Origin of the sequence: Sphingobacterium thalpophilum (assembly GCF_901482695.1) — a bacterium.
GTDB classification, from domain to species: Bacteria; Bacteroidota; Bacteroidia; order Sphingobacteriales; family Sphingobacteriaceae; genus Sphingobacterium; species Sphingobacterium thalpophilum.
On record NZ_LR590484.1, the window covers coordinates 5,552,203 to 5,576,228 of the forward strand.

Consider the following 24,026-nt stretch of genomic DNA (forward strand, 5'->3'; position numbering starts at 1 on the left):
AAGCATGGAGCCGGTAATATCGGCTATTTTCGCTTGCTTCAAACCATCAGTTACATCTTATTTTTTCATACAGCTGTCTTTAGAGACGCGCTGGAAGACAATTTTTTATGAAACATTCATATTTCATCCTGCATATTGCTGTGCTATGTCTGGGCCTATCGGGTGTACTGGGCAAAGTTATTCAGCTCAATGAGGCAATGCTCACGTGGTTTCGCGTATTCTTCGCTGCAATAGCGCTTTTTTTAATTTTAAAATGGGCTAAAGTCCCCCATACGGTCAGCCGCTGTGAGAAATGGGCTATTGCCAAAAACGGGTTATACATCACCGCCTCCTGGTTGCTGTTTTATGCAAGCATCAAATATGCCAATATATCCATTGCTGTTGTCTGCTATTGCATGGCAAGCTTCTTTACCGCTATCTTTGCCCCCCTTATCAACAGGACAGCTTTCCGGAAATCGGAATTCTTACTGAGCACGCTGACACTATTGGGGATCGCGCTGATCTTCCATTTTGAGCATACGCGCCAGCTTGGAATTGCCTTTGGTGTCATCTCCCCTGCATTTGCCTCCTTATATGCCATTCACAACGAAAAACTGGTCCGGAAATACCATAGCGTTCTGATCAATTATTATCAAATGATCGGCGGCACCCTAGGCCTCGGGCTTGCACTCCCCTGCTTCCTTTATTTTTATCCAGCTTCCACCTTTGTACCGCGCATACAGGATATCTTTTACCTGATCGTGCTCGCTCTGGGCTGCACAGTAGCCGTATATCTTGCCTTTACAGAGATCCTAAAAAAAATCTCTGCTTTCACACTTAACCTGAGTTTAAACCTCGAACCAGTATACGCGATTGTTTTGGCATTTCTGTTTTTCGGTGAATCCAGACAGGTCAATCTTGCATTTTATGCGGGGCTGGCACTGGTTACACTTTCGGTTGTGCTGCAGCATATGCTCAATAAGAAAAGAGAATAAGCCTCCGAGCTGCTATCATACTTGGCAACAGCAACAAAAACGGGCTAAGTGAAGGATTATGCCCGTTTTTGTTGCTTTTCAGTGTTGCTGTTTTTCTTCTTCTTGTTATTACTAAAACGTCGCCGCTTTGATGTACCATTGCCCTTATGTACTCTCTTTTTCGGATTATATTCCGGGCCGGACTCGAATCCGTTGGGCAGCGCAACCTGCTCAATAGGATAGCCGATCAGGTTTTCGATCTGCGAAAAACGGTACTGATCCTTTTCATTGACAAAGGTAATCGCCGTTCCTGTCGTCGCTGCCCTGGCGGTACGCCCGATGCGATGAACATAGTCTTCTGGATCTGGTGGCACATCATAATTTACCACCAGGCTGATTCCAACGATATCGATGCCACGCGAGATGACGTCTGTCCCTACAAGTACACGTACCTGACGCGACCTAAATCTGCTCATGATATCTTCACGCTTGGACTGGTCGAGGTCAGAATGGAATCCTTCGGCATCAATACCCAGCTTCTGTAGTTCCTGCGCAAGCACTTTAACGGTACTTTTTTGTGAAGCAAAGATAATGACGGAAGCATAATCGGGATTCTGCAGAATGATTTTCAGTAGATTCATCTTCTGCTGATCATACACTAAATACACCTGCTGGTCGATTCCCTCCGATGGCTTCGAAATCGCTATATTGACTTCAACCGGCTGATTTAAGATCTTTCTCGCAAAGGTGCGGATTTTGATCGGCATTGTCGCCGAAAACAGAAGCATCTGCTTCTTCTTGGGCAGATAGCTGACGATACGCAGTATGTCATCCTGAAACCCCATGTCCAGCATGTTGTCCGCTTCATCGAGCACAAAATGCGTTAACTGTGTCAAGTCGACTTTCATGGAGCTGAGGTGGCTGATCAGCCGACCGGGTGTAGCTACGATAATATTGACACCTTCCCGAATCGCACGTTTCTGCTGTTCGTAGCCTATGCCATCGCCGCCACCATAGATGGCGATAGAAGTGGCTCCGGTGTAATAGGCCATTCCCATGATCTGTTGATCGATCTGTAGAGCCAGCTCACGGGTCGGCACCAGAATAATCGCACGGATGGCCTCTTTGGGGTCTTTCGCGACCGCGTCTAGGATTGGCAGCATATAAGCTGCTGTTTTGCCTGTGCCGGTCTGGGCACAGGCGATCATGTCTGCCCCCCCTTTGATAATGGGTATAGTCTGTTCTTGAATAGGCGTAGCCTCTTCAAACATCATACTTTCTAACCCCTCTTCCAATGTGGGAACAAAACCAAATTCAGTAAATTTCAAATTTTTAATGTTATTAAATACGTCCCAAGTTACGAAAACTTCTCTATATATAAAGACCGTAGCCCTTTATCCCAAACGATAGCGTCCACAGCTTGCGCCAGTATTATCGGATAATACCCGCATTCGCCGCATGGTCGCTCTCCGTTGACAGCCTGAGCAGCGTGTACCCCAATATTCCGGCACAGAGCGAGTCCACAAGCACCGCAAACTTGGCTTCTTCAACCAAAAGCGCATCGTCAAAGGATAAAATCGATATAAAGATGGACATGGTAAACCCTATACCACCCAATAATCCCACACCAAAAAGCTGCTTCCAATTCGCTCCTTCAGGTAACTGCGCTATTTTCAGCTGTTTTGCAACAAAACAGATTAAAAATATGCCGATGGATTTTCCTGCGATCAGACCCACAATGATACCAATACCTAGTGTTGAGGTCAGACCACCCAGCATTTCCGCATGGATGGGAATCAGCGTATTAGCAAAAGCGAACAAAGGGATAATCAAAAAGTTCACCGGCTTGGTTAGCATGTGCTCAAGTTTCTCCAGTGGCGACTCCTGATCATCGGGGGTGGTCGGCAGTGTCATCGCTACCAGTACTCCGGCGATTGTCGCGTGAATACCCGAATGGTGTATAAAATACCAAATGAACAATCCCGGTACAAGATAAGCCCACAATGCTTTTACCCCTAGCTTATTCAGCAGAATCAAAAATATAAAGATACCCAACGCAATAAAGAGATATGTCGCATGCACGCCATTACTATAGAATAAGGCGATCACCAGTATGGCCAGCAGGTCATCCACGATGGCGAGCGCAGCAAGAAATATCTTTAGGCTTGCAGGCACCCTATTCCCTAGTAGCGTGATTACAGCCAACGCAAAAGCAATGTCCGTGGCCATCGGTATTCCCCAGCCATGGGCAGTAGCCTCCTGATCTTTATTCAACAGAAAATAGATCAGCGCAGGCAAAAGCGCTCCCCCTACCGCGGCTAAGATAGGCAAAATAGCTTTACTGGGTGAAGACAACTCTCCCTCCACAATCTCTCTTTTGATTTCAAGTCCCACCAACAGAAAAAATATGGCCATAAGACCGTCGTTGAGCCAAAGGAGCCATGAATACTTTAAGTGAATATGATCTGTTTCAACACCTACCTCCCGCATGAGAAAATCCATCACCGGCGTGTACAATGAGGTATTCGCTACAATTAACGCCAGAATCACGCAGGAAAAAAGAATGATTCCGCCCGCAAAGCTCGATTTTAAAAATTCTCTAAAGACAGTTAAATTAATAAGTTTTGACATGACAATACAATCTTAAATTGCTTAAAAGGTTCACAAGATACAATTTTCTTACCACTATTCCAGCTTAAATCGCAGGTTTTCCACGCCCCGAAGCAGACCGAAGACCACTGCTCAGAGAAACTATTGTCCGCAGGCAATTAAACATTGTCATTTTTAAGATTTAATTTGCCTTTGTTCAAAAAATTACTTAGCTTGCTACTATAGTTAATAAACCGTTTATTATGTGCAAGAAGTGGATTTTCATGGTGCTTCTTTTCGTAGCAAATTTTACATATGCGCAAACGACAGAGGATACAACCCAACAACAACAATCAGGTTCCCATTACATCATTTTAGCGATTATCGCTATTATTGTCATCGTCTATATATTATACAGGAGGCAAAAAAGGAAATTTAATGAATAAGGGAGATCAAATGATCTCCCTTTTCTTTTTAAGCACTTGTTTAATTCTAAAGCACCCCGTTAATTTTGGATAGGTTCATTTGTCTGCGCCAGACGCTGTGAACCCGTATTGGCAGGACAGGCAATATCGTCTGTTGCATCATAAATAAGCTTCTTATCCTTTAATTTGCTGATCAACTGTTCGGGTACATAAACTTGCACTTTTGTCACCGAATAACCGCTCGGAAAATAGCGTACATAGTAACCGTCGGGATGCAACGTCCATATACCGCTTGGAACATCGCTCCGCGGTTCGGCCATTCCCGCCAGAATAGCATATTTTTCAAATTCAGCATACGAATAATTGCCTGAGGAAACAAGCTGCCGGATATTATTTTCCGCTTCAAATATAGCCTGTACCGCCGGAGGCATCTGGTCCTTTGCCTTTTGTACCACATCAAACGGCAATATGCCAAGTGCCCCGCCCTCAAGCTGTAATAACTGTTCCGGTGTCAGTAACTTTAAGGCTGTTTCTTTTACAGGCCCCGCGTAGTCGATAAACTTTGTTCGCGCGATGATGGTCCAGAGGAGCATCTGTACAGAGGACTGCTCAACTTCAGGATGTTTCTCTGCACTTCTCAGTATCGCAATCACGACATCCCGCTTTTTGCCAAGGGTGGGCGCGTACATATAGCCATCACCTTTCGAAGGCGCATACGTACCCGCCTTTAGACAGTAGCTTTTATTAGTCATCTCAAAATGTCCGGCTTCCAGTAGGTAGCCATTGTCACCGTTCTTAGGGAGGTCCTGCAAAGGTTTATAGGTTGCAGCGTCTTCAAAATCAGGCATCTCCTCCCCTTTCCTGTTTACATCTTCGAAATTCGTACTGATAGCCTCCGGTTCCTTCATCAGCTTATCCAGGCCCAGCATTTTGCTTCCCTTCGAGGCCACAGCCTTGCTGGCTTTATCGAGCAGGCCGCCAAATTGTGCCGACGCTCCCTGAAGGTTCAACGTCATGAGCGCACACAGTACAATACCATAGGTCACTTGTCTTCTTTTCATAATAAAAATTGATTTCAGCTTTTCTAACAAAAAAGAAGCCAATGTGCCCGCAGCATGGTAGTTTTACAATTTATTAACATCACTTTATGGAACACGTTTTCTATCCCTCTGCCCATCCTACCGGCCGCTATCCACCATATCAACTTGGACTTAAACGACACTCAAACAGGTGATTCTCTCTTGCCAACCTGTTACGTACAGTGCCATTGCCGCCTTGTGAATTAATATACGCGGACGATCTTCGGAAATACTTAGAAATACAAGATTAAAACGTATCTTTGCAGCATGATTAATGTATCGAATCTATCCCTTCGCTATGGTAAACGTGTACTATTCGAAGATGTCAATCTAAAATTCACACCAGGCAACTGTTATGGTATTATCGGTGCCAATGGAGCGGGTAAATCCACTTTTTTAAAAATTATCTCCGGCGAAGTTGATCCGACCACAGGTTCTGTTTCATTCACACCAGGCGAACGTATGTCTGTATTGAGCCAGGACCACTATGCTTTCGACGAGTATTCGGTGCTGGAAACCGTCATGATGGGCAATCAGGAACTTTACAAGATCATGAAAGAAAAAGATGCCATCTACATGAAGGAAGATTTTTCGGATGCTGACGGTGAGCGCGCGGGAGAACTCGAGAGTCTCTTTGCTGAGATGGATGGCTGGAATGCTGAATCCAACGCGGCAACCTTGCTGAGCAATCTAGGCATCAAAGAAGACCTGCATTACAAGCTGGTTTCCGAAATTGACGGTAACCAAAAGGTTCGGGTGCTCTTGGCGCAAGCCTTATTCGGTAACCCTGATATTCTGATCCTCGATGAGCCGACCAACGACTTGGATATCAACACCATTGCTTGGTTAGAAGACTTTCTGGCGAGCTATGAGGCTATCGTACTGGTTGTATCCCATGACCGCCACTTCCTTGATGCTGTGTGTACACATACGGTGGATATTGATTTTGGCAAGATGACCATTTACACTGGTAACTACTCGTTCTGGTACGAATCTTCACAGCTGGCATTGAAGCAGCGCGCCGATCAGAACAAGAAGATGGAAGATAAAATCAAGGAGCTTCAGGAGTTTATCCGCCGGTTTTCCGCCAACGCTTCCAAATCCAAGCAGGCGACTTCCCGTAAAAAAGCACTGGATAAAATCAATATTGACGAGATCAAACCTTCCAACCGTAAGTATCCGGCGATCATGTTCAATACGATGAACCGCGAACCGGGAGATCAGACATTGCAGGTAGAAGGATTGAGCAAAACCGTGAATGGCGAAGTATATTTCAAAGACATCACATTCATGATCAATAAAGGCGATAAAATTGCTGTCCTAGGACCGAATTCACTGGTAACAACGGCCTTCTACGACATTATCACCGGTCGTGATACCGATTTTGGCGGCGAGTTTAAATGGGGGGTCACCATCACTCCTGCCGATATGCCAATCGATAACGCAGCCTTTTTCGAAGGAAAAAATGAGAATTTAGTTGACTGGCTGAGAGACTACACGACCAATCCAGAGGCAGACGAACAGTTCCTCCGTGGATTCCTCGGTAAAATGCTATTCTCCGGTGAAGAAGTCTTGAAAAAAGTCTCCGTGCTGTCCGGGGGGGAAAAAATGCGCTGCATGTTCTCCAGAATGATGCTTCAGGGAGCCAATTTTCTGATCTTCGACGAACCGACAAATCACCTGGATCTCGAATCCATCACAGCGTTGAATAATGGAATGTTGGATTTCAAAGGCTCCATGCTTTTTACTTCCCGTGACCACGAGCTTACTGAAACCGTAGCAAACAGGATCATCGAATTGACTCCGAAAGGTATTATCGACAAGTTAATGACCTACGATGAGTACATTAATAGCGATGTAGTAAAAGCTCAGCGCGAAGAAATGTACAAATAAGATCATTTATCCCAATTTTATAAAGGCTCCATAAATTTTTATGGGGCTTTTTTTGCACAAAAAAGCACTGAAGGGGCTCAGTGCTAATCGCGATTGATATGAAAGAATTGAGAAAGTCTTAATTGCTGGTACCGGCCAGTATCCAGTCCAGTTGCAGGGACACCGCACAGTGGTCGGACAGATCCTGCCCCGCGCTATTTCGAAATAACTCCTTGTGTACTTTATAATCGTTGGCTTTAAAAATAAGCTGGCTGCTGTTACGGTAGTAGATTTTATCGATGCCCTCACAGGTATCCGTCAGTTCCAAAGCTGCTTGGGCAACAAAATTGGCCTGATTCTCCGGTACTCTGCCTTGGTTTTTCAGCGCTACCCATGCATCGGTCAGACCGAGTTCCTGCCTAAACGATGTGACATTGTCCAGAGCAAAGGAATAATGTGCATTGAAATCGCCCATCAGCAACAGGGGCCTACCTGCCGAATGTTCACGGATATACGCCTTCAGCTGCTCCAAGTTTTTCCGGCGAGCTACGGTGGCTTCAAAATCGTCCTGCGCCGTTGCATGTACATTATAAACATCGACAAACACGGACTTCGCCAGCTGAATACGGGCAAAGGTAAATCCCTTGGGCGTCAGACAGTCTGTTCCATGACAAGCGCTCCAGCTCACCCGTTCAAAGTCCACGATCGGATATTTGGAAAGGGTGCTCAGGCCGTCCCCAAATGGGACGCCTCCCATATTCTCGGTTCGGTACGCATGTGTATTTTTACTGTACAAAAACTTGTTGTAGTTGAAATCTTCCTGCACATTGACAATATCAAAAGGATTGATACGCTCGCCGATTACAGCAATGCTCGATGATCGTTCAGTGACGGCACTCGACAGCAGTTCTGGAAGCCCCGCGATATTATAAGTCAGCAGGCGCAGACTCCCCTGACTCTTTTCAGGCATTTCGGCGTCCACCATGTTCATCAGTTTCAGCTGTTTTCGGGGTTTGAGCTTAAAGCCCAGCGTCAGACCGCCAAATGCGCAGACCGCCAGAATCACGATCTTCCGGACACCGCCGGACCTGAATCTCTTTTCGAACAATAGATCTAATAGCATGGAATTTAACATTTTGTCCATTTCAAAAATACCAGACCAACATGAGCCGATCCTGAACTAAAAATTAATTGTTTTTATATAAATCATTCATAAATCATTAAATGCTCATAATTAATACACATTGGCATGACAGAAAGATAACATCTAGGTAGCATGGGGGTTACAGTTTTAGAATATTTTTACGAAACCCCTAATAAGAATAACATGAGAAAGGTAGCCTTCTTTACAGAAATACTCGTTGAGGATTTCGACGGAGCATCGCGGACAATGTTTCAGCTGATCAATCGCATCGACCCCGCGCAATTCAATTATTTCTTTATTTATGGCGGCGGTCCGGCCCAGTTCAGAAATTTTCGTTCTTATAAAGTACCGAGCTTCAGCATTCCGGTCAATGACGATTACTGCCTGGCTATACCACAGCTTATCAAAAAGAAACTGGAACTGTCACTGGACGAGTTTGCTCCGGACGTCATTCATATTGCAACACCCTCCCTGCTCGGATTCTTTGCGCTCAATTATGCCAGACGCCGAAATATTCCTGTACTCACCATTTATCATACCCATTTCATATCCTATATCGCCTATTATTTCAAAAACATCCTGCCGTTGGTCAAGCCGACCGAACAGTGGATGAAAAGAGCAATGAATAATTTCTACAATAAATGTGACATTGTTTACGTACCCACCGGCTCGATCCTGTCCGAACTTCGGGAAATAGGTTTACGTCAGCATGGACTGACCTTATGGCAACGTGGCATAGACACGCAGCTTTTTAATCCCCAGAAAAAAGACCGCTCGTTTATGCGGAAAATCACTGGCAATGATAAACCGACCATCCTCTTTGTCAGCAGGTTGGTCTGGGAAAAGAATATCCGCACACTGATTGAGATCTATCAGGAAATCCAGCGCCAAGGGCTCGGATACAATTTCGTAGTTGTCGGCGAAGGTACGGCCAAAGGGACAGCAATGCAGGAAATGCCAGACGCAATATTTCTAGGAAAAAAGACACATCAGGAACTCGCCGTCCTCTATGCTTCTGCGGATGCTTTTGTCTTCCCTTCCGTATCGGAAACTTATGGGAATGTTGTTATCGAAGCCATGGCCTCCGGCCTGCCTGCCGTGATTGCCGATGGAGGCGGCTCAGCATCACTGATCCAGCATGGCTCAAACGGCTTCAAGTGTCAGCCTGACAACGCCTCAGGCTACGTTTACTACCTCCACAAGATCCTTTCCGATAGCAGATTAAAACAGCACCTGATCACCGCAGGATTGGCTTATGCCGGACAGCTCGACTGGACCGGCCTCGCCCTACAGTACTTCAAAGATATTGACATGCTTGCCGAAAAGACACAAGATACAGCATTGGCATGGGCAAATTAGTGCAGTCACGGCAGCTGATCAAAATTGTTTTTTCTCTTTTGATCTTCAGTTCCATAGCCGTTTTTCTGGTACAAAGTGATTTATCGGCGATCGGGAGCCAGCTCCGAAAGATTGGTTTTCGTTTTATATACGTTTTGCTTTCCACTGTGCTGGCCTATCTGTTTGGCACGCTCGCCTGGTGGATCTGTCTAGGGAAAATGAAAAATAAAATCAGTATTCCTGCGCTTTTTGCGATACGGCAGATCGGCGAAACTGTCGGCCTTTTTAACCCCGCCAGCGTTATCGGCGGGGACTGGGTAAAGGCAGATCTGGTGAGCCGGTATGGCATACAGGGACAGAAAGCTGTCGACGCTGTGGCTATCGCCCGCATTACAGCGGTATTATCCCAGCTGACATTATTTCTGGCAGCTGTGTTCTGGCTAATGTTCTCGCCTTTAAAAAAGGAGGTGATGCGCTATACTGGCAATTCCATATATGGGGTCTGCATTGTTTTGTTCGTATTGGTCATCGTCATATTCTGCTGGCTGATTTCCACAAAGGCCCCGCCCAAACCTGCTGACATACCGCTGGATTTCTGGAACAGAACAAAAGTCAGTATAGAGACGCTGTTGTGGCGTATCCGGGAGTTCTACCAGCAGCAGAATCGTGTGTTCTGGTATGCATATCTCTTGTCTGCCATCCATTGGCTTGCCGGCAGTGTTGAATTCTACCTTTTACTGACGTTTATGGGTGTCGACGTCAGCCTCATGCATGGTCTGCTGCTCGACATGAGCGTTATTATCCTGAAAAGTACCGGAGCTTTTATTCCGGGGCAGCTTGGTATTGAAGAGCTATCCAACAAGCTGCTGCTGACGATGATCGGAGTCGGCGGCGGCAGCCTCTGGTTGAGCATATCGATCCTGCGACGTGCACGCCAGGTATTTTGGATAGCGCTAAGTGCTGTATTTTATCTGTGTATTAAACGAAAAAAACGATATGCAACCGTCTGAAATCGAAATTCTATTTGTCAGCCACAAATATCCACCAACTGTAGGTGGAATGGAAAAACAGAGTTTTGAGCTGATCAATGGTGTTGCCCATTATCTCAAAGTCCACACACTGCTGTATACCGGCGGAGAAAACATATTGCGTTTCTTCTTCTTGTTGAACCGTCGCATTATGGAAAAAATTAAAGCACATCCACGCATCCGTGTCATCCATTTTAATGACGGCCTTATCGCCTCCTTGGCTACCTTTCACACCGGATATGCTCATTTGAAGAAGGTAGTTACGATCCATGGGCTGGATATTGTTTTTCCTCTTCCTTATTTTAAACGGCACATTGTCCCGCGATTTAATACTTTTGAAAGGGTTATTGCCGTTAGCGAAGCAACTGCCGACGCTGCCCGGTCGGCTGGTATCGATCCATCCAGGGTCACCGTCATTCCCAACGGCGTGGACCCTGTAAGCCACCAAAACGAAAGGCCAACGACCAGCTTACCCGATGTTCCTTACTTTATTACGCTGGGCCGGCCCGTGAAGCGTAAAGGTTTCTCCTGGCTCATGAAAGAAGTTGTCCCTTTTGTAAAAGGCGATTTCAAACTGCTGATGCTGGGGCCATTTGACTCTAAGCCCCGCTGGAAAGAACGACTGCTCAGTTTCCTCCCCTCCAGCCTCTTTCAGCTGATAACACTATTTTTGGGATACCCCACCGACCAGCAGGCCATCCGGAAATTATTACAGGCTCATCCCGACAAAGTCCAGCACCTGGGCAAGGTGCCAACTGAGGAGCTGATGCGGCTTCTTGCACAGGCGGAGGCTTTTTTAATGCCCAATATTAAGGTAGCGGGTGACATGGAGGGTTTTGGTCTGGTTTGCCTGGAAGCATCCACCGCAGGCGCACTGGTAGTGGCGGCCGAACTGGAAGGCATCACAAGCGCCATTTGCAAAGACAAAAATGGAATTCTGCTGCCTAGCCAGGATGCAGCAGCCTGGATCTGCCAGCTACAGGCAATTCTAGATTCTCCAGACAGGCATCGGCAGCTCGGCGCAGCATTTCGGGAGTACACCCTGAAGCATTATAGCTGGGATATCATGGCGCGATCCTATAGCCAGGAGTTCATTGATCTCTGCGCTGAGACGGACAGCCACCGCCCCCTCTCAGCTGCGCTGCAGGTGCAATAGGCTGGTATAACGGGACTGGAGTATCCGGTATGCGCAAAGCTGCAACAATCCTACGCTCAGGATGGCGCCCATGAACATCGCAGATGGAAAGCTGACAGCCACAAAGAGCAATAAAAGAAACAACCGCGTCATTTCGAGTGGAAACACCCAGCGTTCATGTTCCAGAAGACCACCAATACAGATCACGCTCGATAGAATAAATACACCGCCTACAGTGAGCTGACCAATGTGTAGGTAGTTGCCAAAGAGCAGAAAGAAGAAAAGGAGCAGCATGGTCAGAATAGACTGGAAAAGGATGTAGCGGCTGAGAACTTTGGGATGTACCTGCTGTTTGGTTCCCGAAAACAGCCTCTCCTCCAGCTCCGCTCTGATTTCAGGCTGGATATCGTCAGGCCGTCCAAAGATTGTCCGCATCTTATTCTTAAATCCCCGAGCACGCTGAAACGACACGCCAATCTCAAATAGGTAATGAAAATGCTGCCATAAAAACGTATAGCGCTGAATCGGCTTGGTGAGCCCATACACACAGGGTTCCTCCTTTTTTTCTTCGATAAAGGTACCAAATAGTTTGTCCCAGATAATCAGGATGTCACCGTAATTTTTGTCCAGATAGATCTCATTGCTGCTGTGATGCACCCGATGATGGGAGGGCGTTACCAGTATCTTTTCGAGAATTCCAAGATGGCCAATAGTCTGTGTATGGGAAAAAAATGGATACACACCGTGGACCAATAGAATAACAGTCATCATGAACGGCGGGAAGCCCAACAGCGGAATAAAGGCCCAGAACAGGGAACGGAATACCGCCTGGAAAATCGTTATTCGTGCAGCTACGGTGAAATTATAGTCTTCACTTTGATGATGCACGACATGCGCAGCCCAGAGTAAATTGACCTCGTGGCTATAACGATGGTACCAATACCACAAAAAATCGGTGAATAAAAACAGCAGGAGCCACGTCCAGATATTGGCTTCAATCTGAAACAGCGCAAAATTCTGGTAGATCCAGACAAAGAAAAAATAGAACAGGCTGACAGAAAACATATCGCACATCCGCTCGACAATGCCCACATTCAGATTGGAAATCGATTCATCAAATGTATAATATCGTTTTTGTTTTTTCAGGCTATACCCGTACTCCATTACCATCAACAACAAAAACAAAGGAATAATAAAAGCTAAAAAATTAAGTTTCTCTGTTTGCATGAAGTCCAAATTTGAAATCAAAAGGTGCTCAATTCATTTCGATCTGGGTGGTAAAGAGCATATACCCGCTACCTACAGTCCAATTCTTATTATTTAACAATCAATTTTAAATCGGGTTTTTCTTTTGGTCTTTCTATTCACAAATTATTCGCTGCTGGTACTTCCTGACAGAAATAGACAGCAGCTAGTTTGTGGATTACTGCATAGCCAAATTATGCCCCGAACGGCAGGCACGTTCGGGGCACGACAGAAAATAGCTGTGCGCTATTCAAAAACTCCTTAATGTACACTGGACATATCCACCTGCGATTTCCCCTGTTTGATCATCAATACAAAGGGTACACAGACGAGAAATGCGACACCCAGATACAAAAACACGTCCATATAAGACAATACCGTAGCTTGCTTCATCACACTCATATCCAGGATCTGATGTGCTTTGGCCAGCGCCTCGTTGGGCGCAAAACCTTTGGCCTGGAAATTCAGCTGTAGCTGCTGCAGCCGTTGCTGCACATCAAACTTGCTGGGGTCCAGATTGGCAACCAGATCCACACGGTGTTTTTGTGAATCACGCGCGATAAAGGTCGTGATCAACGCAATACCGAAAGAGCCGCCAAGCTGACGCATCATCCCTGTGAAAGCGGCACCCTCACCGATCGCCCTGCCATGCAAAGTCGACAAAGAGAGCGTCATCACCGGAACGAACAGCAATCCCAGTCCCACACCACGGATAATCAAAGGCCAGAACATGTGTTCAGAACCTGTATCGTTGGTCATCAGACTGTACATCCAAAAACAGAAACCAAAGAAAATACTGAGGCCCACTGCTACCATATACTTCTGGGGCACACCGTTCTGAATCATCCTGCCGATAAAGGGCATCATGATACCAGTCATGATCGAGCTGGGCAACAACAGCAGTCCCGCATCCGTTGCCGTCCAGCCCAAGATCGACTGGGTATAAATCGGAATGATAAACGTTGATCCAAATAGACCAAACCCCAAGATAAAGCTCATCACAACGCCCACCTGCAGATTTTTATCTTTAAGCACACGGAGGTTAACAATGGGTTTGTCGTAAACCAGTTCCCGCCAGATGAAAAACAGCAGTCCGAAGCCAGACACTATAGACAGAGCTAAGATCAAGGGATCGTCAAACCAGTCGTCCTGCTGTCCATGTTCCAGCACAAACTGCAGTGAACCGATAAATAAAATCAAGAACAGCATACCAAACCAGTCCACCTCCCGGGCTGACTGCTTCTGACTATATTTTGGACTACGTACAAAGGATAATGTGAGCAACGTCGCAATGATACCGAGAGGCACATTGATATAAAAAATGTACGGCCAGGAGAAGTTATCGATGATATACCCCCCTAACGGCGGGCCCAAAGTCGGCCCGATAATAACCCCCATTCCGTAGATGGCCTGGGCCATACTGCGTTTTTCTTTAGGATAGCTTTCCGTAATAATAGTCTGCGCCGTCACCAATAAGGCGCCCCCGCCCATGCCCTGCAGAAAGCGGAAGGCAACTAGCTCCCAGATATTGGTCGCGTTGCCACATAAAAATGAAGATACGGTGAATATGATAATGGACGCAGCGAAGTAATTGCGCCGTCCAAACTGCTGTGAAAGCCAGCTGGTCATCGGAATCACAATGACGTTGGCAATGGCATAGGCGGTAATAACCCAGGCCACATCGGTCAATGTCGCTCCCAACGAACCTTTCATGTCGTTGAGCGCGACATTCACAATCGTGGTATCTACGATTTCCAATAGTGCACAGAGCACGGCAGTAATCGTGATGACCACACGTCGAAAACCATATTCAACCAGACTATCCTGTTGATTTAAATTTTCCATAGTTATTGAACATGCACATCCACATCAGCATTCATGCCCGGTCTGAGCAGTGCCACATTTTCAGCCTTATTTTCTTGTGTCAACTTGATTTTTACCGGCAGACGTTGTACAGTTTTCACAAAGTTACCCGTCGCATTGTCCGGTGGCAATAAAGAGAACCGTGAACCCGTGGCTGGTGAGAAGGAATTTACCTCGCCCTCAAACGCGATATTGGGATATGCATCCACCTTAATTTCCACTTTTTGACCAGGTTTCATTTTTTGCAGCTGCGTCTCCTTAAAGTTGGCAACCACCCAAGTCTCCTTGTTGTCGACAATATAAAATAAAGACTGTCCGGGATTGACCATCTGACCCGGCTGCACTTTGATGTTGGAGACCTGACCGTCCACAGAAGCCAGAACGGCCGTGTACGATAAATTCAATTTGGCTGCTTCCAACTGGGCTTTGGCACGTTTAATATTCGCTTCGGCCACCGAGGTTTGCTTGGATGCCACTGTCGTCTTGCTGACGATGGCGTTGCGCTGTGATGCACTCGCATTACGTTGCTGCTGCAAGATCTCCACCTGCTTGTCAGCCTCCAGCTTTGCAGTCAACGCCTGCTCATATTGCTGTTTAGTAATAGACTGATTATTATATAAATTCTGATAACGGATATAATCATTGTTGGCCTGTTTAGCACGGATCCGTGCCGCTTCAATACTGCCCAGATTGGACTGGATAGTCGCATCCGAAATCGCCACATTCGCAGAAGAAGCAGACACATCCGCCTTCGAGACAGCAAAACTGCTCTCCGCTGCCGCCAAAGCCGCCTCGGCCTCGTCCACACGAACCTGATAATCCTGGCTCTCAATCGTAAATAGCGTATCCCCTTTTCGGACAAGGTCGTTGTCCTTCACATATACCTTGGCAATAAATCCGCCGACACGCGGAATAATCGGGCTCATATTTTTCTCCACCTGCGCATCGTCCGTAGTTTCATGGGACTGGCTATGGATGTACTTGTAGGCGCCATAAGCCCCGCCGAAGAGCACCAATGCTGCCAGGATAATTGTAAATCTCTTATTTGTACCTTTCTTTTCAGGTGCGTTTTCAACTGTATTTTCCATGTCTAGATTAATTGCTATTTAATGTTTAGAGACCCGTTAGCCAACAACAGGTCATAATATTTCTCAATCGTATTTGCTTTGCTTATTGCCAGGTTTATCTTGCTTTGCAGCTGCTGTACATCAGCGGTCAGCAAGTCATCCGTATCGGCAATACCATTATCGTACTTATCTTTTGTAATACGATAATTTTCAACCGCCTGCTCCACCGCCTGATGATAAACCACATCCTGCTTTTGGGCCAACATGTAGTTTTCATTCGCCTGCTGCACCTCCACTTTCACCTTATCGTTGAGCATCTCCAGATGTTCATCAATTTCTTTGATCCGGTTTTTGGCAATATTAACTTCCTTTTTGTTTTTATACAGCGCACCGATATCATAAGATAGTCCAACACCCACAGAAGCCGCATTGGTGACGGTAACTACTTTTTGCAGGCCAAAGGCATTATATCCCGCCGAAGCGAACACCGTCGGTAAATTCGCAGATTTGGTCACTTTCAACTGGTCTTCAGCAACTTTGCGCTGTGATTCCAGCGATTTAAGATCCGAACGTACCGCTTTAGCCGTCTCATAGGATCCCCTTAATCCAAGGTCTACCCCTACCGCCTCAGCCAGATCAATCTGATCCAGTTGCGTGTTCTCATCGATCTTCAGAAAACTGGCCAGCTGGTAATTTAAGACCTTGATATTTTTTTGCGCCTCCTGCAGCGACACCTGATAGTTGGAAAGCTGCAATTCCGCTTTCAGTAGATCATTACGAGCAATCAGCCCATTGTCGAGCATAGCTTTGAAATCCGATACACGCTGCTCTGCCTGTCTGATATTCTCAGCGATCAACAAGTTGGTCTGCTGCGCTTTATACAGATTCAAATAAAGTGCGATAGCACGTGCAGCGAGTTGCTGTTTGCTTGCAACTGCATTCCATTCCTCAGCCTGAAGTGCGTCTTTTGCAATCGCAATGCCCCCTTTGATCTTACCCCCAGTATACAAAGGCATGCTCACCGACGCCTGTCCTAGCCAGAGCTGGTTTGCGGCGATATCCGGTGCTGAACCACCCTCACCCAGGGCAAGCTTCAAATTTACGTTTGGCGTGGTCATCGCCATATATTGCCCGCTCAGTTTGGCATCAGGGAGCTGCTTCGATTTGGCGCTCTCCACTTCGAGCTGTCTTCCCAGAATCTTCGTGTCGGCGGTTTTGGCTTCCACACTCTGGTTTGCAGCCATGTGAATTATTTCTTCCAAAGTCAGATGTTTGTTGTCTTGCGCCAACAGACCCAGCGGACTTAAAAGCAATAAAGCACTTAAATTGGCCAACTTATTTTTCATATGTCAATAAAGCTTTAATTGTTTTTTGTATAAATTCTGTTAAAGTTGTTTCAATATATCTGCCGTAGCCATCATCATCCGCGATACCCAATTGGTCCTGAAGAAAAACCTGATTCATCTGAAAGTTCATAAAGGTCCCCATCATCATCGAATGAATCAGCACCGGATCATGGCCGGATTTAAAAACCCCCTCGGCGATCCCCGTATTGATAATGGAGGCAATCACCTCCAAATTATGCATCTTCAGTCGCTTAAACGCATCGGAAATAAGCATGCGCTGCTTCAGCGTACTCTCAATGGCAATAACACGGTATAGCTTACGATGCGAATTCATCGATTTGACATAGCGATCTACCATGACGTCAATTTTGTTGACCGCACTGCCCACGAGATCAAGCTCGTCCACATTAATCATAAAATCAGGCACACGCCACTCAAAAAAGGTATCCAGCAGCTTGTCTTTCGAACCAAAGTAATAATTGATCATCGCCACATTGACATTTGCCTCATTGGCAATGTCACGCACGGAAGTTCCATCAAACCCTTTTGTTGCAAAAAGCCGCTCCGCCGCAAGAAGGATATCAATCTGTTTGTCGTTAAATTCCATTTAAAACCGCCACCTTTATTTGAATACAATGTGCATCTGGAACAGGGATTACCCGTTTCTGCCAAATGCGGGACAAATTTAAACAAACGTTTAATTTAAACAAGTGTTTAATTATTAAATTTATGTAAAAAAATAGGCGAGGCAGAAATTTAAAAGCAGCCGTTTGTTTTTCCTCCCTATTGATGTAACTTCGAATGATTTCGTTCTGGGCTCTCACTCGAGCAGGCGGAATGGATCGCACATATATACACAACAAGACAGTCAATTAATCATGAATAGTAATTCGTTGAAAATTTACATTCTTAGCCTGTTCATAAGCGTGTCCCTGCTTTCCCGGGCTCAGCCAGGGAAAATACGACTTACGCATGCAGTTTCAGCCGAAAATTTTGCGGAATATTTTAATACAGATACGGTACGCCTGATTGGGGTATGTAGCAGCAAGACCCCTACCGGCGTTTTTGTTACTTATGAAAAAGCTGACACCCTTAATTTTAAACATGAGTTTTACAGGAGCTTTGAAGCGGATAATTACACGAGTGTCGGATTAGCATTTTACAGCAGAAAAGGAAATGACTATCTATTGTCCTTCAAAAATAACGAGGCATTCTTCTGCAAATCATGCAATAATATGCGTGACTACAACCTGGCTGTCAGCAAAGACACGGTCAGCATCTCAATTTCTTGGGGTCCGAACGATTTTGGCCAAAATGAGCGTTATGATTTTATTTTTCGGCCAGCTCTAAAACGTTGGCAGCTGATGCAGACCTACAGTTCCGGCTCAGATGACCTCGGCCAACACCACAACGAATACACCACTTATCCGAAAAACACCGCGGTATACCTGGACGAGTACAACGCAGAGACCCTATCTTATGATTCTACAGTAATGAGCAGTCAGAGAATCATTCTCTACTATAGACCCGGCGATTATGCAGCTTTACTCCGCTCATTAAAAGAAATTCCCGAAAATACCCTGTTTTTGTTGCCCAAAATTTTTAATGAAGCCGATGCGCGCTATTTCATAGAGGCTGTGCCGGAAGGAAACCAAGCTGCGAATACAAATCCTATTCATGGTAAAAATGTCCTGACGGCCAATGAGATCGGTTATTTTCTGGAACAAAAGAATCAGCTGGAAGCAGCACAAGTTTTCTTAGACAAGGTCATTGCGCACTTTCCTGAACGTGAGGTTGCTTATTTAAACCGTGGTGATGTATTTTTCAAAAAAGGGCAACTTTTCTTTAAAGAAGCCGCCCGTGATTACCAAACCTACATTGAACTCATGAATAGGCGCGGCCTGCAGGCAAAAATTCCGAAAAGGATAGTCGTTTTCCTGCGCACACAATTCTAATTTAAGATCCTATAGACCATCTCTTTAAGAACTTCTTCACTGTTAAAATTGCTGGGCACATTCACCCCCTTTGACTTTAAATCGGTCTCCTTCAGCACATTCAGCACGTCAAAGGTCTTGCGGCGGTTGTAATTGCGCGCAGCCAGCTCATACTCTTTGAGAAAAAATGGATGCACTCCCAGTTCTTTTGCCGCAGCAGATTTGTCAACGAGGTAATGATATTTCAAAATCTTGGTAAAATAGGTCGCCACCTGCCCGATGACCAGGACCAAAGGATTGTTCTTGGGATTGGCGACAAAGTAGTCGACAATCTGGTAAGCTCTTAGCGCATTGCGTTTTGCAAGCGCAGTATTAAGCTCAAAAACATTAAAATCCTTAGAAATACCGATATTACGTTCGACATCATCTATACTGATCTCCTGACCTTTGGCGACATTGAGCATCAGCTTATCCAGTTCATTAGATACCTTAGCCAGATCATTGCCAAGATAATCGGCGATCAGCGCAGCCGCCTGCGGATGAATGCGCCAGCCGGCGTCTTTCAGGTAGCCGCCTATCCAGGGTGCCACCTTATCATCGTAAAGCTTGGCAGCGTCCACCACCAGTCCGGCTTTTTCAAACAGCTTATAAATCTTTTTGCGCTTGTCAAATTTGCCATGCTTGTAACAGAACACAAGAATCGTTGTAGGGGTCAGGTGCTCCAGATACTTGGTTAATATTTCTTCGGTATCCGCCTTCCACTTGAGTTCCTGCGCCTCCTTAACGATGATCAACTGATACTCGCTCATCATCGGATATCGTTTGGCGGCATTGACCACGGCGGACATCTCGATATCTTTTCCGTAGAAAATCGACTGGTCAAATCCCTTCTGTGCATCAGTGAGCACAGTGGATTCCAGCATATCTGCAATACTGTCTATAAAGTAGCTTTCCTCCCCCTGTAGCAGATAGACCGGTTGGAACGATCTGTTTCTTATGTCGGATAAGATCGGATTTATATTCATAATAGGCGAAATTACGATTTTAACTGCAAAAGCCCAGCGGCAAAGTGTACACAAAAAACCGAAAAATCCGCTTGGCATGAGCCATCAGCTAACGGCAGTAAGTGAGCACAGCTCAAAAAAACGCTGGTATAATTTTATAATTTTTGCTAAATTTGTATATGTTTTCACCGACTCCGCTCAATTTACCGCCGTTCAAAGCCAGAATATCCAAAAAGAATAATGCTATTTATATTTTTGATGAGCTACGAAAAAAGGAACTGGTATTGACGCCGGAGGAATGGGTCAGGCAACATTGGATAAATTATCTGTCCATGATCAAAAATTATCCGAAGGCCTTGATGAATATCGAAGGCGGCCTTAGATTGAACAGCTTACAACGCCGGAGCGACCTTTTGATTTACAATAGCAAGGGGCATAAAATTGTACTGGCCGAATTTAAGGCACCACATGTCAAGATCACGCAAAAAGTATTTGAGCAGATCGCTAACTACAATTCGGTGCATCGTATCCCCTATCTGCTGGTTAGCAACGGAATCAATCACTATTATTGCAAGGTGGACTTTGACCGGGAATCCTATGAATTTATCGAAGAAATCCCAGCCTATGAGGAAATAGGTTAAGTCATTCTACCTGAACCAATAAAAACAAAAGGTGGATAAAGGCTGTATAAAAAATACGGAGCGAGCCCCACCGAAAAAATGTAAAGTAGATGTAAAACATCTTTTCAATTTATTTGATTTTTAAAATATAGTTTTATATTAGTCCAACAGAATAGCAAAAAACAAAAAGATGAATATAGATAAAAACGAATTTAGAAAATATGCCGTAAAGCATCACCGCATTGGAAGCCAACATGTTGACAGCTTTATTGCCCGTACTGAGACCAGCATTCCGACTAACCTTACGCCCTACATCGTTGAAGAGCGTCAGCTGAACGTAGCGCAGATGGACGTATTCTCCCGCCTAATGATGGACCGCATCATTTTTCTGGGAAGTGCCATCGATGATCAGGTCGCCAATATTATTCAGGCACAATTGTTGTTTTTACAATCCACTGATGCGCAGCGCGACATTCAAATCTACATCAACTCGCCCGGTGGAAGTGTGTATGCAGGTTTGGGTATCTACGATACCATGCAGTACATTACTCCCGACGTAGCGACAATCTGTACCGGAATAGCTGCATCCATGGGCGCCGTATTGCTAGTTGCCGGAGCAAAAGGTAAACGTGCAGCTTTACGTCACTCCCGTGTGATGATTCACCAGCCATCCGGCGGTGCCCAAGGTGTGGCAGCAGATATGGAAATCAACCTGCGTGAAATGATGAAATTAAAAGAAGAGTTGTATACCATTATTTCGGAACACTCCGGACAAACTTATGAGTGGGTAGAAAAATCTTCAGATCGTGACTATTGGATGCGTGCCAGTGAGGCCAAAGAATTTGGTATGATCGACGAGATTTTACTTCCGAAGAAGGATATTATTAAATAAAGATGGCGAAGAATAACGATAGAGACATTCACTGTTCGTTTTGTGGGATAAGCAAAAATGAAGCCCAGATGCTTATCGCCGGCAATGGAGCACACATCTGTGACAGATGTATTCAGCAGGCGGGTGAGATTCTGGCAGAAGAATTAAAACAGCGGAAAAGCAAAACATTACAGACCGCATTGAAACTTATTCGTCCACAAGAGATTAAAACTCACCTGGATCAATATGTAATCGGTCAGGATGACGCGAAGAAAGTGATTTCGGTCGCGGTATACAATCACTATAAACGCTTGAATCAAAAAGTGGACAAAGACGAGATCGAGATTGAAAAATCCAACTTGATCATCGTCGGTGAGACAGGTACGGGTAAAACCTTGCTGGCCAAGACCGTTGCCAAGATATTGAACGTACCGTTCTGTATTGTGGATGCAACAGTGCTGACCGAAGCGGGATATGTCGGTGAAGATGTCGAAAGTATCTTGACCCGCCTGTTGCAGGCTGCTGATTATGATGTAGCTTCAGCCGAACGGGGGATCATATACATTGACGAAATCGATAAAATCGCACGTAAGAGCGACAACCCTTCCATTACACGGGACGTGTCCGGTGAAGGTGTACAGCAAGCGCTGCTGAAGATCCTGGAAGGTACTGTAGTCAACGTTCCACCACAGGGTGGCCGTAAGCATCCAGATCAGAAAATGATTGCCGTCAATACCAGCAATATCCTATTTATCTGTGGTGGGGCCTTTGATGGCATCCAAAAGAAGATTGCCAACAGACTACGGACGCAGACCGTGGGGTACAAGATGAAGGAAGAAGATGAGGAGATCGACTTAAACAATCTATATAAGTATATTACTCCGCAGGATCTTAAAAACTTCGGTCTGATACCAGAACTGATCGGACGTCTCCCGGTATTGACATACCTGAATCCATTGGATAAGGAAACCTTGCTGAGTATCCTGACAGAGCCGAAAAACGCACTGGTTAAACAATACAAAAAATTGTTTGAATACGAAGGTATCGAATTAAAGTTTGATCCTGAAGTCTATACATTCATTGTGGATAAAGCGGACGAGTTCAAGCTCGGTGCCAGAGGGCTGCGCAGCATCTGCGAAGCAATTATGCTGGATGCCATGTTTGAAATTCCATCAACAAAAGAACAGACGGGACAAAAAGCCTTGGAAATCACCTTGGACTATGCGAAGAAGAAATTCGAAAAGTCCGACTTGAAAAAGCTTAAAGTCGCTTAAAAAAATCCCGTTCGATGAACGGGATTTTTTTTTGACTCCAACAGCAGTTCATCGACCTGCTGCATGGAAAAAAGAATTAAAAAGCTTATATTACAATAATAACATAGCCATAACGGAATGTTGACAGACAGATTAGAGATTTGAGCACTTAAATGAAATGACTATGACAAAGAAAACAACAAAAAGTACTGTAAATAGCCCTATAACACCCGGTTTAAAAACAAAAGAAGAAATCGTCAACAACTGGCTGCCGCGTTACACGGGGAGACCACTGGAGGAGTTTGGCCAATATATTCTATTGACCAATTTTTCAAAATATATCCACTTGTTTTCCGAAATGCATGACAATGCACCGATTTACGGAGAGGACAAACCCATGCAGTCGGTCACGGCCGGAGGCATTACCATCATCAATTTTGGCATGGGCAGCCCCATGGCTGCCACAATTATGGACCTACTTTCTGCCATTGCCCCCAAAGCAGTGCTCTTTTTGGGGAAAACCGGGGGCATAAAGAAGAAGATTCCCGTGGGTGAATTAATCCTGCCCATTGCAGCGATACGTGGTGAGGGGACTTCCAACGATTACTTTCCGCCCGAGGTACCTTCCCTTCCGGCCTTCGCCATGCAAAAGGCAATTTCGACCACCATCCGGGACCATCAACGGGATTACTGGACTGGCACCGTATATACCACCAACAGAAGGGTCTGGGAGCATGACAAGGGCTTCAAGAAATACCTGAAATCGATCCGGGCCATGTGCGTCGACATGGAAACCGCTACCATATTTAGTGTCGGCTTTGCCAACAAAATACCTACCGGCGCCTTATTGCTGGTATCGGATCAGCCTATGGTGCCCGAAGGGGTCAAAACATCCGTCAGCGACGTCACCGTCACCGCCAAGTATGTCGAAGCGCATATCAGTATCGGTATTGACGCGCTCAAGCAGTTGATCAATAATGGGCTTACCGTAAAACACCTTAAATTTTAATCCAGTCTTCATGGAGTTATTTCCAGGATAGCCGCACCTACATTAGCCAGCGGCCCGGTTAGCTGACCAGGCCGCTGTTTTGTATCCCCCGTCGCCTCCCACCGTCGGACCGCTTCATCCTGCATTACCCCTGATCTCATCAACTTTCCTTCTTAGGCCTATCCACAGCCTTATGCCGTCCAAAAAAAAAACTGACTATCAATGTATTAAAACAACGTGCGGGCTTTCGCACTTTTCCTCCGGAGAGATAT

Annotated in this window: 20 protein-coding genes; 10 read left to right on the forward strand and 10 right to left on the reverse strand. The window is 45.6% G+C overall.

The window, feature by feature from the left end; genetic code table 11:
- The first annotated feature begins 107 nt into the window (after window positions 1-107).
- Complete coding sequence (locus tag FGL37_RS23545) at window positions 108-974, forward strand: DMT family transporter (protein ID WP_028068391.1); 867 nt, start codon at window positions 108-110, stop codon at window positions 972-974.
- Window positions 975-1,030: 56 nt separating this feature from the next.
- Here FGL37_RS23545 and FGL37_RS23550 read toward each other — a convergent pair whose 3' ends face one another.
- The 3 genes from FGL37_RS23550 to FGL37_RS23560 form a co-directional block, all read right to left on the reverse strand.
- Window positions 1,031-2,281: a DEAD/DEAH box helicase gene (locus FGL37_RS23550; RefSeq protein ID WP_028068392.1), complete on the reverse strand. Its 1,251-nt coding sequence runs from the start codon at window positions 2,279-2,281 to the stop codon at window positions 1,031-1,033.
- Window positions 2,282-2,384: 103 nt separating this feature from the next.
- Entirely contained in the window at window positions 2,385-3,584 is a 1,200-nt protein-coding gene (gene nhaA / locus FGL37_RS23555; RefSeq protein ID WP_028068393.1) for a Na+/H+ antiporter NhaA, read from the reverse strand.
- Window positions 3,585-4,047: 463 nt separating this feature from the next.
- Window positions 4,048-5,028 (reverse strand): hypothetical protein, encoded by a 981-nt coding sequence (locus FGL37_RS23560; RefSeq protein ID WP_138097057.1) that lies wholly within the window; start codon window positions 5,026-5,028, stop codon window positions 4,048-4,050.
- Between the two features lie 285 nt (window positions 5,029-5,313).
- On the opposite strand from FGL37_RS23560, the gene FGL37_RS23565 reads away from it, so the two are divergent.
- Window positions 5,314-6,939 carry an ABC-F family ATP-binding cassette domain-containing protein gene (locus tag FGL37_RS23565; protein ID WP_028068396.1) on the forward strand — a complete coding sequence of 542 codons (1,626 nt, stop codon included), beginning with the start codon at window positions 5,314-5,316 and terminating at the stop codon, window positions 6,937-6,939.
- A gap of 118 nt (window positions 6,940-7,057) precedes the next feature.
- Here FGL37_RS23565 and FGL37_RS23570 read toward each other — a convergent pair whose 3' ends face one another.
- Window positions 7,058-8,041, reverse strand: a complete 984-nt coding sequence (locus FGL37_RS23570) for an endonuclease/exonuclease/phosphatase family protein (RefSeq protein ID WP_160169453.1) — start codon at window positions 8,039-8,041, stop codon at window positions 7,058-7,060.
- Between the two features lie 204 nt (window positions 8,042-8,245).
- On the opposite strand from FGL37_RS23570, the gene FGL37_RS23575 reads away from it, so the two are divergent.
- The 3 genes from FGL37_RS23575 to FGL37_RS23585 are packed head-to-tail and all read left to right on the forward strand — an operon-like array spanning window position 8,246 to window position 11,584.
- Complete coding sequence (locus FGL37_RS23575) at window positions 8,246-9,421, forward strand: glycosyltransferase family 4 protein (protein WP_028068397.1); 1,176 nt, start codon at window positions 8,246-8,248, stop codon at window positions 9,419-9,421.
- Window positions 9,409-10,410, forward strand: coding sequence for a lysylphosphatidylglycerol synthase transmembrane domain-containing protein (locus FGL37_RS23580; RefSeq protein ID WP_028068398.1), 1,002 nt, complete (start codon window positions 9,409-9,411; stop codon window positions 10,408-10,410). Before FGL37_RS23575 ends, FGL37_RS23580 begins: the two co-directional genes overlap by 13 nt.
- Window positions 10,397-11,584, forward strand: coding sequence for a glycosyltransferase family 4 protein (locus tag FGL37_RS23585; protein ID WP_051606458.1), 1,188 nt, complete (start codon window positions 10,397-10,399; stop codon window positions 11,582-11,584). The genes FGL37_RS23580 and FGL37_RS23585 overlap by 14 nt, the downstream gene beginning before the upstream one ends.
- Here FGL37_RS23585 and FGL37_RS23590 read toward each other — a convergent pair.
- From FGL37_RS23590 to FGL37_RS23610, 5 genes are all read right to left on the reverse strand, one after another.
- Window positions 11,561-12,790: a sterol desaturase family protein gene (locus tag FGL37_RS23590; protein ID WP_028068399.1), complete on the reverse strand. Its 1,230-nt coding sequence runs from the start codon at window positions 12,788-12,790 to the stop codon at window positions 11,561-11,563. The genes FGL37_RS23585 and FGL37_RS23590 overlap by 24 nt on opposite strands.
- 279 nt (window positions 12,791-13,069) lie before the next feature.
- Window positions 13,070-14,653 carry an MDR family MFS transporter gene (locus tag FGL37_RS23595; RefSeq protein WP_028068400.1) on the reverse strand — a complete coding sequence of 528 codons (1,584 nt, stop codon included), beginning with the start codon at window positions 14,651-14,653 and terminating at the stop codon, window positions 13,070-13,072.
- 2 nt (window positions 14,654-14,655) lie between these two features.
- Window positions 14,656-15,759 (reverse strand): HlyD family secretion protein, encoded by a 1,104-nt coding sequence (locus tag FGL37_RS23600; protein WP_028068401.1) that lies wholly within the window; start codon window positions 15,757-15,759, stop codon window positions 14,656-14,658.
- Window positions 15,760-15,773: 14 nt separating this feature from the next.
- Complete coding sequence (locus FGL37_RS23605) at window positions 15,774-17,084, reverse strand: TolC family protein (RefSeq protein ID WP_028068402.1); 1,311 nt, start codon at window positions 17,082-17,084, stop codon at window positions 15,774-15,776.
- Window positions 17,074-17,691, reverse strand: coding sequence for a TetR/AcrR family transcriptional regulator (locus tag FGL37_RS23610; RefSeq protein WP_028068403.1), 618 nt, complete (start codon window positions 17,689-17,691; stop codon window positions 17,074-17,076). Before FGL37_RS23610 ends, FGL37_RS23605 begins: the two co-directional genes overlap by 11 nt.
- Window positions 17,692-17,962: 271 nt before the next feature.
- On the opposite strand from FGL37_RS23610, the gene FGL37_RS23615 reads away from it, so the two are divergent.
- Window positions 17,963-19,039 carry a tetratricopeptide repeat protein gene (locus FGL37_RS23615; RefSeq protein ID WP_028068404.1) on the forward strand — a complete coding sequence of 359 codons (1,077 nt, stop codon included), beginning with the start codon at window positions 17,963-17,965 and terminating at the stop codon, window positions 19,037-19,039.
- Here FGL37_RS23615 and holA read toward each other — a convergent pair.
- On the reverse strand, window positions 19,036-20,043 hold the full coding sequence (holA, locus tag FGL37_RS23620) for a DNA polymerase III subunit delta (protein WP_028068405.1): 1,008 nt from the start codon (window positions 20,041-20,043) through the stop codon (window positions 19,036-19,038). The genes FGL37_RS23615 and holA overlap by 4 nt on opposite strands.
- 158 nt (window positions 20,044-20,201) lie before the next feature.
- Between holA and FGL37_RS23625 the strand changes: the two genes are divergently transcribed.
- From FGL37_RS23625 to FGL37_RS23640, 4 genes are all read left to right on the forward strand, one after another.
- Window positions 20,202-20,663, forward strand: coding sequence for a type I restriction enzyme HsdR N-terminal domain-containing protein (locus FGL37_RS23625; protein ID WP_028068406.1), 462 nt, complete (start codon window positions 20,202-20,204; stop codon window positions 20,661-20,663).
- A 169-nt stretch (window positions 20,664-20,832) separates the two neighbouring features.
- Window positions 20,833-21,534 carry an ATP-dependent Clp endopeptidase proteolytic subunit ClpP gene (gene clpP / locus FGL37_RS23630; protein WP_028068407.1) on the forward strand — a complete coding sequence of 234 codons (702 nt, stop codon included), beginning with the start codon at window positions 20,833-20,835 and terminating at the stop codon, window positions 21,532-21,534.
- A gap of 2 nt (window positions 21,535-21,536) precedes the next feature.
- Window positions 21,537-22,787, forward strand: coding sequence for an ATP-dependent Clp protease ATP-binding subunit ClpX (gene clpX / locus FGL37_RS23635; protein ID WP_028068408.1), 1,251 nt, complete (start codon window positions 21,537-21,539; stop codon window positions 22,785-22,787).
- Between the two features lie 163 nt (window positions 22,788-22,950).
- Window positions 22,951-23,775: an AMP nucleosidase gene (locus FGL37_RS23640; protein WP_037532113.1), complete on the forward strand. Its 825-nt coding sequence runs from the start codon at window positions 22,951-22,953 to the stop codon at window positions 23,773-23,775.
- Window positions 23,776-24,026: the final 251 nt, after the last annotated feature.

Bases quoted from the DNA above. Each gene is read 5' to 3' on its own strand.
- FGL37_RS23545 (WP_028068391.1), top strand. From the start codon at position 108: ATGAAACATTCATATTTCATCCTGCATATTGCTGTGCTATGTCTGGGC.
- nhaA (WP_028068393.1), bottom strand. From the start codon at position 3,584: ATGTCAAAACTTATTAATTTAACTGTCTTTAGAGAATTTTTAAAATCG.
- FGL37_RS23560 (WP_138097057.1), bottom strand. From the start codon at position 5,028: ATGAAAAGAAGACAAGTGACCTATGGTATTGTACTGTGTGCGCTCATG.
- FGL37_RS23565 (WP_028068396.1), top strand. From the start codon at position 5,314: ATGATTAATGTATCGAATCTATCCCTTCGCTATGGTAAACGTGTACTA.
- FGL37_RS23570 (WP_160169453.1), bottom strand. From the start codon at position 8,041: ATGCTATTAGATCTATTGTTCGAAAAGAGATTCAGGTCCGGCGGTGTC.
- FGL37_RS23575 (WP_028068397.1), top strand. From the start codon at position 8,246: ATGAGAAAGGTAGCCTTCTTTACAGAAATACTCGTTGAGGATTTCGAC.
- FGL37_RS23580 (WP_028068398.1), top strand. From the start codon at position 9,409: ATGGGCAAATTAGTGCAGTCACGGCAGCTGATCAAAATTGTTTTTTCT.
- FGL37_RS23585 (WP_051606458.1), top strand. From the start codon at position 10,397: ATGCAACCGTCTGAAATCGAAATTCTATTTGTCAGCCACAAATATCCA.
- FGL37_RS23590 (WP_028068399.1), bottom strand. From the start codon at position 12,790: ATGCAAACAGAGAAACTTAATTTTTTAGCTTTTATTATTCCTTTGTTT.
- FGL37_RS23595 (WP_028068400.1), bottom strand. From the start codon at position 14,653: ATGGAAAATTTAAATCAACAGGATAGTCTGGTTGAATATGGTTTTCGA.
- FGL37_RS23600 (WP_028068401.1), bottom strand. From the start codon at position 15,759: ATGGAAAATACAGTTGAAAACGCACCTGAAAAGAAAGGTACAAATAAG.
- FGL37_RS23605 (WP_028068402.1), bottom strand. From the start codon at position 17,084: ATGAAAAATAAGTTGGCCAATTTAAGTGCTTTATTGCTTTTAAGTCCG.
- FGL37_RS23610 (WP_028068403.1), bottom strand. From the start codon at position 17,691: ATGGAATTTAACGACAAACAGATTGATATCCTTCTTGCGGCGGAGCGG.
- FGL37_RS23615 (WP_028068404.1), top strand. From the start codon at position 17,963: ATGAATAGTAATTCGTTGAAAATTTACATTCTTAGCCTGTTCATAAGC.
- holA (WP_028068405.1), bottom strand. From the start codon at position 20,043: ATGAATATAAATCCGATCTTATCCGACATAAGAAACAGATCGTTCCAA.
- FGL37_RS23625 (WP_028068406.1), top strand. From the start codon at position 20,202: ATGTTTTCACCGACTCCGCTCAATTTACCGCCGTTCAAAGCCAGAATA.
- clpP (WP_028068407.1), top strand. From the start codon at position 20,833: ATGAATATAGATAAAAACGAATTTAGAAAATATGCCGTAAAGCATCAC.
- clpX (WP_028068408.1), top strand. From the start codon at position 21,537: ATGGCGAAGAATAACGATAGAGACATTCACTGTTCGTTTTGTGGGATA.
- FGL37_RS23640 (WP_037532113.1), top strand. From the start codon at position 22,951: ATGACAAAGAAAACAACAAAAAGTACTGTAAATAGCCCTATAACACCC.